We start from the raw sequence: 16,133 nt of genomic DNA on the forward strand, positions 1-16,133 counted from the left end.
GTCATCGCTGCGCCTTACCGCAGCAGCGGAACATGTCACTGGAACGCTGCGGCTGGTGGGAGGAGGGTCCGGTACTTCCCTTGGTAGTACAGCAGCGGGTCTGGCTTCTCGTCGTCGGTTGTGCCCAGTTGTAGGACGCGACCGATGACGATGATGTGGTCGCCGGCGTCGTGTTCAGCGTGAATAGTGCAGTCGAGCCGTGCCAGGTTGCCGTGAAGCACGGGGTTGCCTTGCCTCGTCGTACGCCGGGTGATTCCGGCCCATCTGTCGGTGCCTCGGCGGGCGAACTGGCTGGAGACGGTTTCCTGGCCGGCGGCGAGGATGTTGACGGCGAAGGTTCCGGTGTCGCGGATGCGGGGGTAGGTGGCGCTGGTCCTCATAACGCTGAAGGAGACCAGGGGCGGGTAGACGGAGACGCTATAGAACGACTGGCAGGTGAAGCCGAGCGGACCTTCACCGTCCTGGCCGGTGATGATGGTGATCCCGGAGGCGTAGTGACCGACGGCGTCCCGGAACCGCAGCTGATCGAAGCTGTCGGTGATGTCAGCTGTGGCCCCAGTGGTGGTCGTGCTGGTCGATGTATTGGTGGTGCTCGTCATGTGGTGGGGTCCGTGAGGCGTGGGTCGAGTCCGTATTGGGCGGGTGCGTCGAGATGGTCGCGGAGTGTGGTGCCGTCGTAGTCGTGGTGGTAGATGCCGCGGTCCTGGAGGAGGGGGACGACTTCGTCGACGAAGGTGTCGACACCGTCTTCGTTGACGTCGATGGAGACCCAGAATCCGTCGCAGGCGCTGGCTTCGAACCATTCCTGCATGTGGTCCGCGGTGACTGATGCTTCGCCGACGGGGGTGGGGTGGTAGTCGATGACGCCGTGAGCGAGGATGTCGCGGATGGTCCATCCTTCCCGGGCAACTTCCAATGCGCGTGGGGAGCGGGGGTCGAACGGGCTCGGGGACGCGGCGACGAGTTGCTGGGCGGTGAGGGGGTCATCGAGCTGATGGGCGTCGAGGTGCAGGTTCAACATCGACCCAAGGTAGGCGACCCGCGAAGCGGCTGTGAGCTCGCCCAACTGCACCCGTCGGTCCAGAGCGGCGCGTTTGGACTTGCCGATGGCGGGCATGACTCCGGCGAAGAACTTGATCTCGTCCGGGTTGCGCCCTGCCCGGCGGGCGGCATCGCGGTAGGCCTGGCGTTGCTTGCGGGCGTCGTCGATGGTGAAGGTGGCGCCGATGACGCCGTTGGCGTAGCGTCCGGCGAGCTCGAGTCCGTTGCCGCCTCCGCCGGCGGAGAAGATGACGGGCTGGCCCTGCTCGGATGGTGGGATGGGTAGAGGCCCGCGGGAGGCGACGTGCTCGCCCTGCATATTGATGGGCTGGATCTTGCCGGGGTCGGCGAAGTGGCCGGACTTCTGGTCCTTGATCCAGGCGTCCTGCTGCCAGCTTCCCCAGAGGGCTTGGGCGATCTGGATGGTTTCGTGGGCTCGCTGGTAGCGGTGCGGGCGGGACGCCAGGGTTTGGCCGAAGTTCGCTGCGGCGGCGGGGTCGCTGCTGGTGACCGCGTTCCATCCGGCGCGTCCGTGACTCATCACATCCAGGGCCTTGAACTGGCGGGCGATGTTGAAGGGCTCATTGAAGCTCGTGGAACCGGTTGCGACCAGACCGATGCGCTCGGTGGCCCGGGCGATCGCCGCAAGCGTCATCATCGGCTCCAGGGTCATCGATGGTGCTTCGTGGTCTACGTCGGCCTCCAGGCCGGGGAAGTCCGGGAGGAACAGGAAGGCAAACTTCCCGCGCTCAGCGGCTTGCGCGTAGCGGACCTGCGCATCGAAGCTCGCGTAATTCGCCGGATCAACGTTAGGGGCGCGCCAGGCTGAGGTCTGTGATCCGTATCCGTTGCCCAGGTGCATGCCCAGGATCATCTGTCGCTTGGTCATCGGTTCTCCTCGTACTGCTGTCGTTCGTATGCGGCGGTTTTGTTTGCGGTGCTGATCGTGGTGCAGGCAGGCACTACTGTTTCTGGTCGCTTGGTTAGTTCGAACATTGCCATTAGTGTGAAGGTCAAGTGAGTGATCGATCGAGGCCCGGGAGGTCGTATGCGTATTGGTGAGTTGGCGAAGAAGACGGGCGTTCCTGCCCGAATGCTGCGGTATTACGAGGAACAAGACCTGATTTCACCGCGACGTTTGGAGAACGGGTACCGGACGTATGACGACTATCTGGTGGATCGGGTGAAGAAGATCCGTGGGCTGGTTGATTCCGGGATCCCGACGCGAATCATCTCGAGCATCCTGCCGTGTCTGGATCAGCCGCAGACCATCGTCGTGAAAAACGCCGAGCCCGGGTTGCGGGAGCTGCTGGTGACGGAGCGGGACCGCATGACGGAAAAGATTGATTTCCTCATCCACAACCGGGACTCGATCACCCGGTACATCGAGGCCATCGATGTTGCCGCCTCCCAGGGTCAGTCGCTCAAAGCGGGCTGACCCGGCTCCCCGGACGGGCTGACGAACCCTAAGGCGAAGGGTCTGGTTCGTCAGCCGGCAGCGTGTTGGAACGGATTTATCCGTTGTGGGTGGGGCGGCGGGGTTTGCCGACGAAGAGGGTGCCGATGACCGCGCCGAAGGCGAGGATCCCGGCGACGGTGAACGCAGCGCGGCCGGCGTCGATGCTTTGCGCCAGGTCCAGGGTGCCGGCGTAGGTGGCGTTGGCTCCGATGGTGAAGGCGGAAATGAGGATCGCGCCTCCTGCGGCACCGGCGAGTTGCTGGACGGTGGAGAACGCGGCGGTGCCGTGGGAGTAAAGCTCGGCCGGCAGTGAGCTTAGAGCGGAAGTTGTCATGGGCGCCCACATCAGGGCTTGGGTTCCGGTCATGACCAGGTAGACGGCCAAGGCCAGCCAGACACTGGTTTTCTCATCGATGGTGGTCAGGAACCAGATAGTCGCCACCCAGACGATGGAGCCGGGGATGGCCAGGGGTTTGGGTCCGACCTTGTCGTAGATGCGTCCGCCGAGCGCGGAGACGATCGCGATCATCGCTCCCCCGGGGAAGAGGAACAGGCCCATCTGCAGGGTGTCCAGTCCGAGGACGGCGGTCAGGATGAGCGGCAGGACCAGGACGACGCCGAAACCGTTCATGGCGACGAACGTCATCACGACCGTCGGCAGGACGTATTGGCGAGAGGAAAAGATCCGCATGTCCAGGAACGCGTCCCCGTGCTTTTGCAGTCGGACCTGCCGGTAGACGAACGCGCCCACACCGGCTAGTCCGATCAGGATCGGAATGAAGGGTGCGACGGGTGCGTGCCCGGAGACCGATTCGCCGATGGACGCCAGGCCGAAGACCAACCCGCCGAATCCGACGACGGACAGCAGCAGGGACACCGCGTCCAGGCTCACCCGCTCGGGAACGGTCACGTTCCGCAGCCTCATCGCTCCCAGGATGAGTGTCACCACGACGATCGGCAGCATCAGGATGAACAGCCACCGCCAGCTCAACTGGGAGAGCACCAACCCGGAGACTGCAGGTCCGACCGCCGGCGCGACGGCCGGGACTGCCGTGACAAGGGCCATCATCCTGCCCCGACGGGACGCAGGTACCAGGCGCATGGTCGTGGTGATCAGCAAGGGAACGAACACCGCCGTACCGACTGCCTGGATGATCCGTCCTGCGAAGAGCACACCGAAGCCCGGAGCGATAGCGGCGATGACCGTGCCAAGAAGGAACAGCGACATCGAGCCCAGGAAGATGCTCCGCGTGGTGAATCGGCGCATCACGAACCCGATTGCCGGGATCAGCACCGCCAGCGTCAGCAGGTACCCCGTGGTCAGCCACTGACCCGTCGTCGGCGTGATGGCCAGGTCGGTGATCAACGTCGGCAGGGCAACACCGAGCATCATCTCGTTCAACAGGACCACAAACGCCGAGATCATCAGCAACCCGATGATCATCGCGCTACCCGGCGCCATTCGATCGCCAGCAACGGCGGCATCACCGGTAGCACGGTCAGTAGGCGTGGTTGCACCTGACGCTTCGTCGACTGTGTAGGCGAATGCCGCGTCGGGGAGCGGTTGCGCACTGTTCAGGGTTGTTTCATTCGTTATCGATCCCGGCACGGGGCTCTCCTGGTTATCAAAAGGGTCAGAGGTGTGCGTGCCTGCGCTCTTAACCGCGGTAGACGGTGTAGCAGCAGGCACCCGTACCGCTCACAGGGCGGTGCGGCAGAACCTCACGTCCTATCGTGCAACCTTCTCACTAATGGCAAGGTCAAATCGGTGAGGCGAGATGGTCGTCACACCATGCCTGCGCGAGACGTATTTGTGCTCGGGATTTGACCTTCACACTGTTGGAAGGTTGCAGGCTGGGACTTCACAACGTGTTCGATGAAGGGACATTCATGAAGATCGGCATTCTCGGTGCAGGATTCATCGGTTCGACGCTGGCACAGAAGCTCGCGGAAACCGGGCATCAGGTGAAGGTTGCCAACTCGCGTGGCCCGGGAACCATCGACGCCGTCGTCCTTGCGACAGGAGCGACTGCCGTTGAAGCGTCTGATGTCGTTCGGGATGTCGAGGTGCTCATCACCTCGATCCCGCTCAGCGGGATGCCGGGCATCCGGCCCCTGATCGACGGATTGCCCGCGGGCGCGGTTGTGGTCGACACGTCGAACTACTACCCGCTCCGGGACGGGCATGTAAAAGCCCTCGATGATGGGCGAGTCGAGAGCCTATGGGTCAGCGAACAGATCGGCCGCCCCGTCGTAAAAGCATGGAACGCGATCCTCTCGGGAACCCTTGAAGCCAAGGGAAGCGCAGCAGGACAGGCAGGTCGTCTTGCCATCCCTGTCGCAGGCGACGAGGCTGCCAAGCGCATCGCGATGAGTCTGGTGGAAGACACTGGATTCGACGCCGTCGACGCCGGTACCCTCGCCGATTCCTGGAGGCAGCAACCCGGCGCCCCCACGTACTGCACCGAACTGACCCGGAATGAAGTGCCGGCCGCCCTGGCGCGCGCGGAGAAGGACCTCCTACCCGGTCGACGGGACCAGGTCATGGCGACCATCGGTGAGAAGTTCGGTTCCCTCACGACGGACGACATTGCCGCCCTGAACCGAGCCGCCTACGCCTAGGAGCGGGGCCGGGGCGTCATTGCGTACGCAGCGCCGTCGAACGCTTGTGCCCTAAGTGGGTGGGTTTGTTGGTGAAGCTAGTTGATCGCCGCGATGATCGCGCCGGCGGACACGGTATCGCCGGGCACCGCCGTCAGCCCGGACAGCGTGCCCGCCTTGTGGGCTGTAAGCGGCTGCTCCATTTTCATGGCTTCGAGCACCACAATGAGGTCTCCCTCAGCCACTACGTCCCCGTCCTGAACAGCCACCTTCACAATCGTGCCCTGCATGGGCGACGTGAGGTCGTCGCCGCTCGCACCGGAGGCCGCACCAGCTCGTGAGCGGGCAACCTTCTTCGGTTTCCCGGGCTTGCCTGTGCCTTTGCCGGGAGCTCTGCCGTTGGCTACGCCAAGCGAAGCGGGAAGCACAACCTCCAGTCGCTTGCCGCCCACCTCGACGGTCACGCGTTGGCGGGTGTCGTCGTCGTCAGTCGGCGCCGCAGCATCGCCGTCAGGAGTCCACGGCGCAATCGTGTTGGCGAACTCCGTCTCGATCCAGCGGGTGTGCACCGAGAAGCTTCCGGACTCGGGCGCAAAAGCCGGGTCGCTGACCACGGCGGCGTGGAACGGCAGGACGGTCGGCATGCCGTCGATCTGCATTTCCGCCAGCGCACGCCGGGACCTCTCGAGCGCCTGCCTGCGGGTGGCTCCGGTGACGATGAGCTTGACGAGCATCGAATCGAAGTTGCCGCCGATGGTTTCGCCCGCCTCGATGCCGGAGTCCACGCGGATACCGGGGCCCGTGGGCAGCTTAAGTGTCTGGACGGTGCCGGGCGCGGGCATGAAGTTCCGGCCGGCGTCCTCGCCGTTGATGCGGAATTCGAAGGAGTGGCCCCGGACCTCAGGGTCGCTGTAGCCGAGCTGTTCGCCGCGGGCGAGGCGGAACTGCTCGCGCACCAGGTCGATACCGGTGACCTCTTCGGAGACGGGGTGCTCAACCTGCAGGCGCGTGTTGACCTCGAGGAACGAGATAGTGCCGTCTTGACCAACCAAAAATTCGCACGTACCCGCGCCCTGGTAGCCGGCTTCCTTCAGGATGGCCTTCGAGGCCTCATACAGCCGGCGGTTCTGGTCTTCGGACAGGAACGGCGCAGGGGCCTCCTCCACCAGTTTCTGGTTGCGGCGCTGGAGGGAGCAGTCGCGGGTGGAAATGACAACGACGTTGCCGTGCGCATCGGCCAGACACTGCGTCTCGACATGGCGGGGGGCGTCCAGGAAGCGTTCCACGAAGCATTCCCCGCGGCCGAACGCGGCGGTCGCTTCACGTACCGCCGATTCGTAGGCCTCGGGGATCTCGTCGCGGTCGCGAACCACCTTGATGCCGCGCCCGCCACCACCGTAGGCGGCCTTGATCGCCAGCGGAAGGCCGAACTCATCGGCGAAATCGAGCACTTCCTGCGTCGATTCGACGGGGTTCTTGGTGCCGGGAACCAGGGGGGCGCCGACTTTCTCGGCAATGTGGCGGGCCTGCACCTTGTCACCGAGCTGCGCGATGGACGAGGGGGAGGGCCCGATCCAGGTGAGACCGGCGTCGATCACTTGCTGCGCGAACTGCGAGTTCTCGGAGAGGAATCCGTAGCCGGGATGGATGGCGTCCGCGCCGCTGCGTGCGGCAGCATCGAGGATCTTGTCCATGACGAGGTAGGACTCGGCGGCAGTGTTGCCGCCCAAAGCGAATGCCTCATCGGCCAGGCGTACGTGCAGGGCGTCCCGGTCCGGTTCGGCGTAGACAGCGACCGACGCGATGCCCTCATCACGGGCTGCCCGGATCACACGAACTGCGATCTCGCCGCGGTTGGCAATCAGGACTTTGGTGACGGGTGCCGCAGGTGCGGACATCGACTCGCTCATGGGTCAGGGGCTCCTTTGATCTGTTGGGAGCCTAGCGCGGTTTTGTTGCTACTGCCCATAAACCATGCCGATTCCCCGTGTTGGGCAGGCATTATTTGTAGGGAAGCTACAAAGCGCTACTGCTGCCAGACGTCGGTGATGCTCACTCCTGCAGAGCGGAGCAGCTCGCGCAGCGTGGAGACACTGAGCCCGACGACGGCGTGGGGATCGCCGTCGACCTTGCGGATGAAGGCTCCGCCGCGCCCGTCGATCGTGAAGGAGCCGGCACAGTTCAGCGGCTCACCGGTGGCGATGTAGGCCTCGATCTCGGCTTCGTCCAACGGCATGAAGTGGACCTCCGCGGAAGCGACTGCGCCCAGCGCGGCGCCGGAACCGCCGTCGTTCGTTTCCCGGGTATCCACGAGCCAGTGGCCCGTGTGGAGTGTTCCGGAAGAGCCGGACATGCGCTTGATACGCTCCCTGGCGACGTGCGCCTCGTAGGGTTTGCCGTGCGCCTCGCCCTCGAACTCGAACACCGAATCGCAGCCGATGACCAGGGCGCCGCGGGCTTCGGGAAGTGCCGCGACGGCCTCCGCCTTCGCACGCGCCAGCAGCTGGGCGGTGTCGTACGGGCTCGGCGTGCCGTGTGCGGCGGTGACGGCGTCCTCGTCGACATCGGACACCGTGACGGAGTGTGCGATGCCCGCCTCGGTGAGGAGTTTGGTGCGTGCGGGGGATGCGGAAGCGAGGATCAGCCGGGGGGTCATGCGAACCAGCCTAGTGTTAGGACTGAACACAAACGAGTTGGCAGGACACACCCCTTTTGAAGGTTCATAAGGGGCGTGTCCTGCCAAATGGATGGATTCTCGGGTTCGGTCAGCCCAGCTTGGTACGGGACCGCGTCACCACGACTGCCCCAAGCGTGGCAGCGCCGAGGATGCCCAGAGCCAACGGAAGCGCGGCGTTCGAACCCTCGTCCGGGATGACGGCAACACCCGTGTCCGCACCGCCGACCGGCATGGGTGTCAGCTGCCCGCGCACCGCACCGGGAACGTACGCTGACGTATGGGTATCCGCAGAGAAACCCGCAGGGTTGGCTTCAATCTCCTTCAAAGAGAAACCTTCCCCAGTGTCCGCGCCGTCATCGCCCTCAATGCCGGTTGTGAAGGGCCCCTGAATGCAGCCGGAACTGGTGAGGACGCCGTCGCCCTCAGGGTTGGGGAACGCCAACCGCGGCGGTCCGTTCTCGCCTGCGACGGTCTCGTGAATGTGTGTCGCTGTTTTCGCCGCGCTCTGATAGGGCGGCGTGACCCCGTTCAGGGTGATGTCGTAGCAGATGATTTCCAGGTCCGAGTTGATCATGAAGTCGAAGCCGCCGGTTGCTCCTGGTTCACCGGGAGCAGGATTGCCATCCTGGCCCACAACCTGATCCGGAGTGGCATAGACCGTGTGGTAGCTGGTGAAGGTGTCCGGGCGCTCAACCGTCGTCTCAGCCGACGCCGGCGCAGCTCCCATCGTGGCCAGCAGCGCCACAGCTCCGGCGGTACCGGTCAACGCGGCGATACGTGAACTGTTCCTCGTTCGCATGATATTCCTTTGCTTTTGCGGCGCCGGGATTCGGAGCCGCCGTGGAAGGTATACCTCCGACTGTGCGCGTTCGTTCACCGCAAGTTCTGAAAAATGAACGTACAGCCTCCCCGAGCAGTAGTTACTTACGACGATCAGGTCCGAGGACGGACGGTAGCTATGCTTGGGACGATGAGCGAGAAGAGGGTGGTCGGCTTGCTCCGGCAGACCGAGGGCTTCGATGTGCATCAGGCGTTCGCCGAACATGCGCGGGCCATCTACGGTTTTGCCCTTAACAGTGTTCGCGATGCAGCTATGGCAGAGGATTGCGTGCAGGAGACATTCGTGCGGGCATGGCGCTCGCGTGGCAGCTACAGTTCCTCGCGGGGGTCGGAACGGTCCTGGTTGTTCGCCATCGCCCGGAACGTCGTCGTTGACGAGATCAGGGCACGCGCACGTCGGCCGGCACCGATGACGGACGATCGGATCGAGGTCGCCTCGGCCGCCGTGGCGGAGGCCGATGCAATTGACGACAGGATCACGTTGTATAGCGGTCTTGCTCAGCTGAGCCAGGAGCACCGGGACGTAATCGTCGCGGTGCAGCTGGAAGGCAGGACGTATCAGCAACTACATGAACGAAGCGGCGTACCGGTCGCAACGTTACGAACACGCATGTACTACGGCCTGAAGGCCCTGCGTGAAACACTCGGAGAGGAGCCACGATGACCGACGAACAGGCGCGCCGCGACAATCTGATCGCCGCCGCCCTTGCCGGTGAGCTCGATGTCGAAGAACGGCGTGAATTCGAACGTGTTTGTGCCGCTGATCCCGATCTGCTGAGTGAATACCTTGCCGTGAAGGACACAGCTGAGCGGCTTGAGCGGTCGAATCTTCGCTGGGTTGAACAGGACCTGCCGCCGGGACTGGCCGACAGGGTGATTGCGGCCACAACGGGTGATCCGGAAGAAGGCGTTGCCGCTCGCTACCCGGGCGCTGCCCCGTTCCCGCAAGCGAACGACGCCGGTCTGAAGCAGATTGGCGCATCGCATCATCGCCGTACGTACGGCTCCCGAAAAGCCGTGATCGGACTGGCAGCGGCGGGTCTGCTTCTTATTGGGGCGCTGGGGGGAGCAGTCATTGACAACGTGCTGCAATCACCGCCTGACGGTCCTCCCGGGGCTCTCGGGGTAACCGAGAACGTAGTCTTCCCTGAGGTTCCGGAAGGCGTCTCTTTTGACGCCGCGGTAGTCGCACACACCTGGGGTACCGAAACGGTTCTCGAAGTGGACGGGTTGACCGTTGGTGAAAGCTTCGAAGTTGTCCTTGTGAGTGAGGACGGCCGTGAGCTTACGTCGGGCACCTTCCTGGGGTCCGAGCAGACCGTCACCTGCAGCCTGAACGCCGCTCTGATGCGCGAGGACGTCTCGGAACTGCAGATTCGCAGGGACTCCGGTGAAGTGGTGGCCTCCTCGATCCTTCCGGAGGTCTGATCCCTAACCAGTTGAGTTGGCAGGACACGCCCCTTTTGAGGGTCCATAAGGGGCGTGTCCTGCCAAATCAACGCGAAAGGGCGAGGGAACTAGCTGAGCAGCGCCCGGCGGAGCGTGTCGAGGCCGACCGAACCGAGGTTGAGCGCGCGGGTGTGGAAGTCCCGCAGGTTGAAGGACTCACCTTCCCGCTGCTTCACCTCGTCGCGGATCTGCTCCCAGAGACGCTGGCCGATCTTGTAGGCGGGCGCCTGCCCGGGCCAGCCGAGGTAGCGGGTGAACTCGAAGTTCAGCTGCCCTTCGCTGATGGCAATGTTCTTCTTCAGGAACTCGTACCCCTTGTCCGGGGTCCAGGTACCGGAGCCCCAACGCTCAGGGATGTCGAGTTCGAGGTGGACGCCGATATCGAAGACCACCCGGGCCGCGCGCATCCGCTGGGCATCCAGCATGCCGAGCCGGTCTCCCGGATCATTCAGGTAACCGAGGGACTCCATGAGCCGCTCCGCATACAGCGCCCAGCCTTCACCGTGCCCGGAGACCCAGACGGCGTTGCGGCGCCAGGAGTTCAGGAGCCCGCGCTGGAAGGTTGCCGTGGCGATCTGCAGGTGATGTCCCGGAACGCCCTCGTGGTAAACCGTGGTGGTTTCCTTCCACGTGGTGAAGGTGTCTTCACCTTCCGGCACCGACCACCACATGCGGCCCGGGCGGGCGAAGTCATCGCTGGGCCCCGTGTAGTAGATGCCACCTTCCTTGGTGGGCGCAATCATGCACTCGATGGTGCGCATGATGTCCGGGATGTCGAAGTGCACACCGGCAAGTTCACGGACGGCGCGGTCCGACAGACCCTGCATCCAGGCCTGCAGCGCGTCGGTGCCCTGCAGTTGGCGCTCGGGCGATTCATCGAGGATGCGCATTGCTTCCTCGATGGATGCGCCTTCCTTGATCTCGTTGGCGACGGACTCCTGCTCGGCAATCAGCCGGTCCAGTTCATCAACGCCCCACTGGTAGGTCTCCTCGAGGTCCACAGCAGCACCCAGGAACTGGCGTGACATTAGCGAGTAGCGTTCACGGCCCACCGCGTCCTTCTCGGGAGCCTCCGGCAACAGCTCCTCCTCGAGGAAGGTGCTGAGGTGACGGTAGGCGTTGCGTGCGGCTTCGCAGCCGGCGGCGAGTTCCGTTAGCACGGAGTCCGGAAGACCGCCGTCGTCATCGATGGTTGCGCCGCTCACGTACTCATCGAAGTAGCCGCCGTCGGCAGCGTAGGCACTGGTCTGTTCGATCACAATGCGGATCTGGCGTGCTGCGGGCAGAATGCCGCGGTTCTTGCCTTCGCGAAGGGAGGTGATGTAACCGCCGACGGCGTCCGGCACGTTGCAGAGCCTGCCGGCAATGTGGTGCCACTGTTCGGCGGTGTCGGTGGGCATGAGGTCAAAGATCATGCGGATTTCCTGGGCAGGGCAGGCGAGGTTGTTCAGGTCTGCCAGGCGCAGGCCGGTCTCGTGGATCTCAAGTTCCAGCCCGAGGCGCTCATGCATCGCATCCAGGGTGACGGCGTCGACGTCGTCGGTTGGTTCGAGGTCAATCAGGCGGCCGAGGGTTTCCCGCGTGGCTTCGGCGAACGCCTCCAGCCCGGCGGGGGAGTAGTCGCGGTATTCGGTCTCGTGTCCCGGCAGGCCAAGCTGCGTGGCAAATCCCGGATCGAGTTGCAGCAGCATCTCCGTATAGGCCTCGGCAACGGCGTCGATGGCCGTCTGGGCGCGGGTGGGTGCCTCAGCGGTCAGGTTAGTGGTGGAAGTCTCGTTGCTCACCCGTAGAGCCTAACGGCACGTTGTTGCCCACGGCCACAGAGCTGTCTACGGTTCAGCGGGATCGTGACCTGATTGTGTTGCGGCCGTGCTGGAGGCCGGGTATCCGCCAGGCCTAGGTTTATATGTCAGCCTGTTTTCATCGATGGGGGAACCATGGGCAGTATCCCGGGAAGATTTTTCACCGCCGTCCTTGCCATCGGGGTACTGACACTGACCGGCTGCGGAACAGCAGCCCTTCCGGAACAGCGCATCGCCGATGCTGAGCGCCAGTCCGTGCTGCTCACAGACCATCCCGACGCCGTCGCTGCCCTGCGCGATTCCTCGTACCGGATCGGCGCAGCGATGCTGGCCGCCGATCCAGAGGGCAACCAGGTCACCAGCCCGGTCAGCGCGCTTGCAGCGCTCGCCATGCTGCGCGTTGGCGCGCGGACGACGACGGCGGCGGAGATGGATTCCGTTCTCGGTTTGCCTGCCGAGCACCGCGACGAGGCAATGAACGCGCTGCTGGCCGCCTGGGCCGCGCACGACGGCGATCCGGCCACGGTCGATGGCGAGGAACCACCGGAGGAACCGCTGCTGCACCTCGCCAACGGGCTGTTTCCGGCGGAGGACCTGCCGCTTGAGGCTGCATTCCTGGAACCGTTGGCTCAGCACTACGGCACCGGTGTGTACCCGGTGGACTACCGAACGGGCGGAGCCCTCGACGGAATGAACGCCTGGGTGAACCACCACACCGGCGGTCGCATCGAGGAAGTGCCGATCGAACCCTCGGAACGCACCCGCCTCAACATCATCAACACCGTGTACTTCGCAGCGGCCTGGGCTGACCCGTTTGACCCTCAAAGCACGGAAACCGGACCCTTCAGGACGAGCAGCAGCTTGGTCCAGACGCCCCTGATGTACACGGTCATGCCGCTGAAGTACGCAGACGGCGACGGCTGGCAGGGCGTCGACCTGCCTTATAACAACGGGTTCGTGATGCGATTGATCCTGCCGGAGGAAGGCACAAGCCCGGTCCTGGACGAGGCTGCCCTCGCGCAGGCCAACAAGGAAATGGACGACGCCGGCGAAGGGCTGGTTGCGCTGACCCTGCCCTCGTGGGACCACAGCTATGATCTGGACCTCAAGGAGGTGCTCACCACCATGGGGCTGGAGGAGGCCATGGGTGAGACGCCTGATTTCAGCGGCATCAGCGCCGACGGACTCTACGTGGAAGGGGCCGCCCAATCGGCGAACATCACCGTTGCCGAGAAGGGCACCATCGCCGCTGCGGTGACCCAGATCAGCATGGCTGAGAGCGGGTTCGCGGAGCCGGACGTCGAGATCACCTTCGACCGGCCCTTCCTTTACCAGATCCTCCACGAGGACACCGGCATGCCACTGTTCCTCGGAACGGTCATGGACCCAGGAACACAGTGATGGACCCGAGCCGGACCTGAGTCAGGACAGCTTCGCCACAGTCAGGAGCACGACCGACTCCTCGATGGCTTCCAGCGAATGCCGGGCCCGCGGGACAATCAGCAGGTCCCCGGGAGACCCTTCCCAGGACACGTCACCGGCACGCAGCGTCACGCGACCCTGCAGCACCTGAACCGTGGCCTCACCGGGATTCTCATGCTCGGCCAGGGATGAGCCTGCTGCGAGGGCGATCATGGTCTGGCGCAGGGTCTGCTCGTGCCCGCCGAACACGGTCCGGGCGCTGCGCCCGCTTGAGGCGCTGCGCGCGATCTCCAGCTGGTGCCGCATCAGCGCGGTCAGCGACGATTTCTGCACGGGCTCCTCCGCCTCAGACTGCCTGGACACTGCGGCCGCTGATCTGTGTGGGCTGGATTCCCACGGACGTTGTCCGCGATCCGCCCGCCCACGGTTCCTCGGTGGACCGTCCCCACAGCTCGGTCAGCAGCGCCTCGTCGCGGATTGCATCCGCTTTTCCGTTGGCCAGGACAGACCAGCCGGCCATCGCCTCGGACCGGACCTCATCCACCTGAAAGGCGCAGCCGTCGAGGGGAAGCAGGTTGACGATATCCCCGTCTTCCCGGGTGCGGAAGTAGATTGCGCCGTCGTGCACCAGGTAGTTGACCGGGTAGATCTGCACGGCGCCGTCCCGCAGGAAACCGATCCGGCCCGTCTGGTGCGTGCTGAGCAGGGCCCAGCACCTGGTCTCCGAGAGATCCTCCGACATATGAAGCGTGCCGGGCTGTCCTCGCCACTCGTCTTCCCTGGGATCCATCAGTTTCCTTCCGCCGGAACCATTCAGCAATCGCCGTGCTCGGTCTGATAACCCCCACCCTAGGGTGGAAGCCGCCGGAAGTGGAAGGATCCCGCGTATTGTGGCTGCGTGAGTTACCGCAGGGCGCTGCGCCGCCACGATCCCGGCCCAGGCCGGGGGCCGAGGCGCAACTGATCGCGCCGGATCCAGGTGCGGTGCGGTGCGTGCCCGCGTGCGCCGTCGTCGTTCGCCTGCAGTCCAAGCACGACGACGGCGAGAGCCGCCAGCTCCTCCGGCGTCGGGTTCCCTGCCACCACCTGGAACAGCGGCGCGGCTTCTTCTGGAGGCAAGAGGTCCGCGCTCACAGCGGGATGTTCCCGTGCTTCTTGGCGGGCAGTGAGGCGCGCTTGTCGCGCAGGGCACGCAGGCCGCGGACAACCTGGACGCGGGTGTCTGACGGCGCAATTACCGCGTCCACGTAACCCAGCTGCGCGGCCTGGTACGGATTGAGCAGTTCCTCTTCATACTGGTTGATCACCTCGGTGCGGGCAGCTTCAACGTTGCCGCCGGCGTCGGCTACTGATTTCAGGTGACCGCGGTAGAGGATGTTCACCGCGCCCTGTGCGCCCATCACGCCGATCTGCGCCGTGGGCCACGCGAGGTTGAGGTCCGCGCCGAGCTTCTTGGAGCCCATGACGATGTAGGCGCCGCCGTAGGCCTTGCGCGTGATGACCGTGATTTTGGGAACCGTGGCCTCCGCGTAGGCGTACAGGAGTTTGGCGCCGCGCCGGATGATTCCGTTGAACTCCTGGTCCTTGCCCGGCAGGAAGCCCGGGACGTCCACCAGCGTGAGGATTGGGATGTTGAACGCATCGCAGTGGCGGACAAACCGTGCGGCCTTCTCGGAAGCAGCGATGTCCAGGGTGCCCGCGAACTGCATCGGCTGGTTGGCGACGATGCCGATGGTGTGGCCCTCCACGCGGGCGTAGCCGATCACCACGTTCGGCGCGTAGAGCGACTGCATTTCCAGGAAGTGGCCGTCGTCGACGACCGTCGAGATGACGGTGTGCATGTCATAGGGCTGGTTGGCGGAGTCGGGGATGAGCGTATCCAACTGGGCGTCAACCTCGTTGAGTTCGAGCTCCTCGGTGAACTCGGTCAGCGGTGCCTCGGCAAGGTTGTTGGACGGCAGGAAGTCGAGCAGCTCCCGGACAAAGTCGATGGCGTCCTGCTCATCGGTCGCCAGATAGGTGGAGGTACCCGTGGTGGAGTTGTGCTGGCGCGCGCCTCCGAGGGTTTCCATGTCCACGTCCTCGCCGGTGACGGTCTTGATGACGTCCGGGCCGGTGATGAACATGTGTGAGCTCTTGTCCACCATGACCACGTAGTCGGTCAGGGCGGGGGAGTACGCGGCGCCGCCGGCACACGGGCCCATGATGAGCGAGATCTGCGGGACCACGCCGGAGGCATGGACGTTGTTGCGGAAGATGTCAGCGAACATCGCGAGCGACGCGACGCCCTCCTGGATGCGTGCGCCGCCGCCGTCGTTGATGCCCACCAGCGGGCAGCCGTTGCGGAGGGCGAACTCCTGCACCTTGACGATTTTTTCGCCGTTGACCTGGCTGAGCGAACCGCCGTAGACCGTGAAGTCCTGGCTGTAGATCGCGATCTGCCGGCCGTCCACCGTGGCGTAACCGGATACCACGCCGTCGCCGAGCGGCTTCTTCTTCTCCATCCCGAATGCCGTGGACCGGTGGACGGCGAGGGCGTCGAACTCCACGAAGGATCCCGGGTCCACGAGCAGATCGATGCGCTCACGTGCCGTTCCCTTGCCCCGGGCGTGCTGCTTCTCGATGGCCTCCGGGCCCGACGGCGAGAGGGTGCGTTCCTGGCGTTGCCGGAAGTCGGCGAGCTTGCCCGCGGTGGTCTTGAGGTCGGGGCCGGCGTCACCTGTGTCCTTTGTGAATCCGGCGTCCTGCTCGAGGGGAAGCGTTTCGGGTTGCATCGAGTCTCTTCCGATTGATGTCCTGGCTGGCGGGCGGGTAGCCGGTTCCGTTGGGGCCTTAAGTAGGT

16 protein-coding genes are annotated in these 16,133 nt (G+C 64.5%); 5 read left to right on the top strand and 11 right to left on the bottom strand.

What is annotated here, in order from left to right; genetic code table 11:
• Positions 1–35: 35 nt before the first annotated feature.
• Both JOD47_RS13735 and JOD47_RS13740 read right to left on the bottom strand, forming a co-directional pair.
• Positions 36–599 carry a flavin reductase family protein gene (locus JOD47_RS13735; RefSeq protein ID WP_204535034.1) on the bottom strand — a complete coding sequence of 188 codons (564 nt, stop codon included), beginning with the start codon at positions 597–599 and terminating at the stop codon, positions 36–38.
• Entirely contained in the window at positions 596–1,930 is a 1,335-nt protein-coding gene (locus tag JOD47_RS13740; RefSeq protein WP_204535036.1) for an NtaA/DmoA family FMN-dependent monooxygenase, read from the bottom strand. The genes JOD47_RS13735 and JOD47_RS13740 overlap by 4 nt, the downstream gene beginning before the upstream one ends.
• 159 nt (positions 1,931–2,089) lie before the next feature.
• Between JOD47_RS13740 and JOD47_RS13745 the strand changes: the two genes are divergently transcribed.
• On the top strand, positions 2,090–2,479 hold the full coding sequence (locus JOD47_RS13745; protein WP_204535038.1) for a MerR family transcriptional regulator: 390 nt from the start codon (positions 2,090–2,092) through the stop codon (positions 2,477–2,479).
• Between the two features lie 76 nt (positions 2,480–2,555).
• On the opposite strand, the gene JOD47_RS13750 is transcribed toward JOD47_RS13745, so the two are convergent.
• On the bottom strand, positions 2,556–4,109 hold the full coding sequence (locus JOD47_RS13750; protein WP_307836293.1) for a DHA2 family efflux MFS transporter permease subunit: 1,554 nt from the start codon (positions 4,107–4,109) through the stop codon (positions 2,556–2,558).
• Positions 4,110–4,390: 281 nt separating this feature from the next.
• Between JOD47_RS13750 and JOD47_RS13755 the strand changes: the two genes are divergently transcribed.
• Positions 4,391–5,122, top strand: a complete 732-nt coding sequence (locus JOD47_RS13755; RefSeq protein WP_204535041.1) for an NADPH-dependent F420 reductase — start codon at positions 4,391–4,393, stop codon at positions 5,120–5,122.
• Positions 5,123–5,199: 77 nt separating this feature from the next.
• Here the strand turns inward: JOD47_RS13755 and JOD47_RS13760 are convergent, their stop codons facing one another.
• From JOD47_RS13760 to JOD47_RS13770, 3 genes are all read right to left on the bottom strand, one after another.
• A complete protein-coding gene (locus JOD47_RS13760) occupies positions 5,200–7,011 on the bottom strand; it encodes an acetyl/propionyl/methylcrotonyl-CoA carboxylase subunit alpha (protein ID WP_204535043.1) in 1,812 nt (603 codons plus the stop codon).
• Between the two features lie 116 nt (positions 7,012–7,127).
• Complete coding sequence (locus JOD47_RS13765) at positions 7,128–7,757, bottom strand: Maf family protein (protein ID WP_204535045.1); 630 nt, start codon at positions 7,755–7,757, stop codon at positions 7,128–7,130.
• 109 nt (positions 7,758–7,866) lie between these two features.
• Positions 7,867–8,577: a CHRD domain-containing protein gene (locus tag JOD47_RS13770; RefSeq protein WP_204535047.1), complete on the bottom strand. Its 711-nt coding sequence runs from the start codon at positions 8,575–8,577 to the stop codon at positions 7,867–7,869.
• Between the two features lie 171 nt (positions 8,578–8,748).
• Here JOD47_RS13770 and JOD47_RS13775 point away from each other — a divergent pair, with 171 nt between their 5' ends.
• On the top strand, positions 8,749–9,282 hold the full coding sequence (locus JOD47_RS13775; protein ID WP_204535049.1) for a sigma-70 family RNA polymerase sigma factor: 534 nt from the start codon (positions 8,749–8,751) through the stop codon (positions 9,280–9,282).
• Positions 9,279–10,046: a hypothetical protein gene (locus tag JOD47_RS13780; RefSeq protein WP_204535051.1), complete on the top strand. Its 768-nt coding sequence runs from the start codon at positions 9,279–9,281 to the stop codon at positions 10,044–10,046. The genes JOD47_RS13775 and JOD47_RS13780 overlap by 4 nt, the downstream gene beginning before the upstream one ends.
• Before the next feature lie 89 nt (positions 10,047–10,135).
• Here the strand turns inward: JOD47_RS13780 and JOD47_RS13785 are convergent, their stop codons facing one another.
• Positions 10,136–11,758: a DUF885 domain-containing protein gene (locus JOD47_RS13785; protein WP_204536742.1), complete on the bottom strand. Its 1,623-nt coding sequence runs from the start codon at positions 11,756–11,758 to the stop codon at positions 10,136–10,138.
• Positions 11,759–12,004: 246 nt separating this feature from the next.
• On the opposite strand from JOD47_RS13785, the gene JOD47_RS13790 reads away from it, so the two are divergent.
• Positions 12,005–13,270, top strand: a complete 1,266-nt coding sequence (locus JOD47_RS13790; protein ID WP_204535053.1) for a serpin family protein — start codon at positions 12,005–12,007, stop codon at positions 13,268–13,270.
• A 21-nt stretch (positions 13,271–13,291) separates the two neighbouring features.
• Here the strand turns inward: JOD47_RS13790 and JOD47_RS13795 are convergent, their stop codons facing one another.
• The 4 genes from JOD47_RS13795 to JOD47_RS13810 all read right to left on the bottom strand — a co-directional run bounded on the left by JOD47_RS13795 (position 13,292) and on the right by JOD47_RS13810 (position 16,065).
• Complete coding sequence (locus tag JOD47_RS13795) at positions 13,292–13,624, bottom strand: cupin domain-containing protein (RefSeq protein WP_204535055.1); 333 nt, start codon at positions 13,622–13,624, stop codon at positions 13,292–13,294.
• A 13-nt stretch (positions 13,625–13,637) separates the two neighbouring features.
• Positions 13,638–14,081, bottom strand: coding sequence for a pyridoxamine 5'-phosphate oxidase family protein (locus tag JOD47_RS13800; protein WP_204535057.1), 444 nt, complete (start codon positions 14,079–14,081; stop codon positions 13,638–13,640).
• 113 nt (positions 14,082–14,194) lie between these two features.
• The gene (locus JOD47_RS13805; RefSeq protein ID WP_307836295.1) at positions 14,195–14,425 is read right to left on the bottom strand and encodes an acyl-CoA carboxylase subunit epsilon; all 231 of its coding nucleotides are present in this window, start codon (positions 14,423–14,425) and stop codon (positions 14,195–14,197) included.
• Positions 14,422–16,065, bottom strand: a complete 1,644-nt coding sequence (locus JOD47_RS13810) for an acyl-CoA carboxylase subunit beta (protein WP_204535059.1) — start codon at positions 16,063–16,065, stop codon at positions 14,422–14,424. Before JOD47_RS13810 ends, JOD47_RS13805 begins: the two co-directional genes overlap by 4 nt.
• Positions 16,066–16,133: the final 68 nt, after the last annotated feature.

Source organism: Arthrobacter tumbae (genome assembly GCF_016907495.1).
GTDB lineage: Bacteria > Actinomycetota > Actinomycetes > Actinomycetales > Micrococcaceae > Arthrobacter_D > Arthrobacter_D tumbae.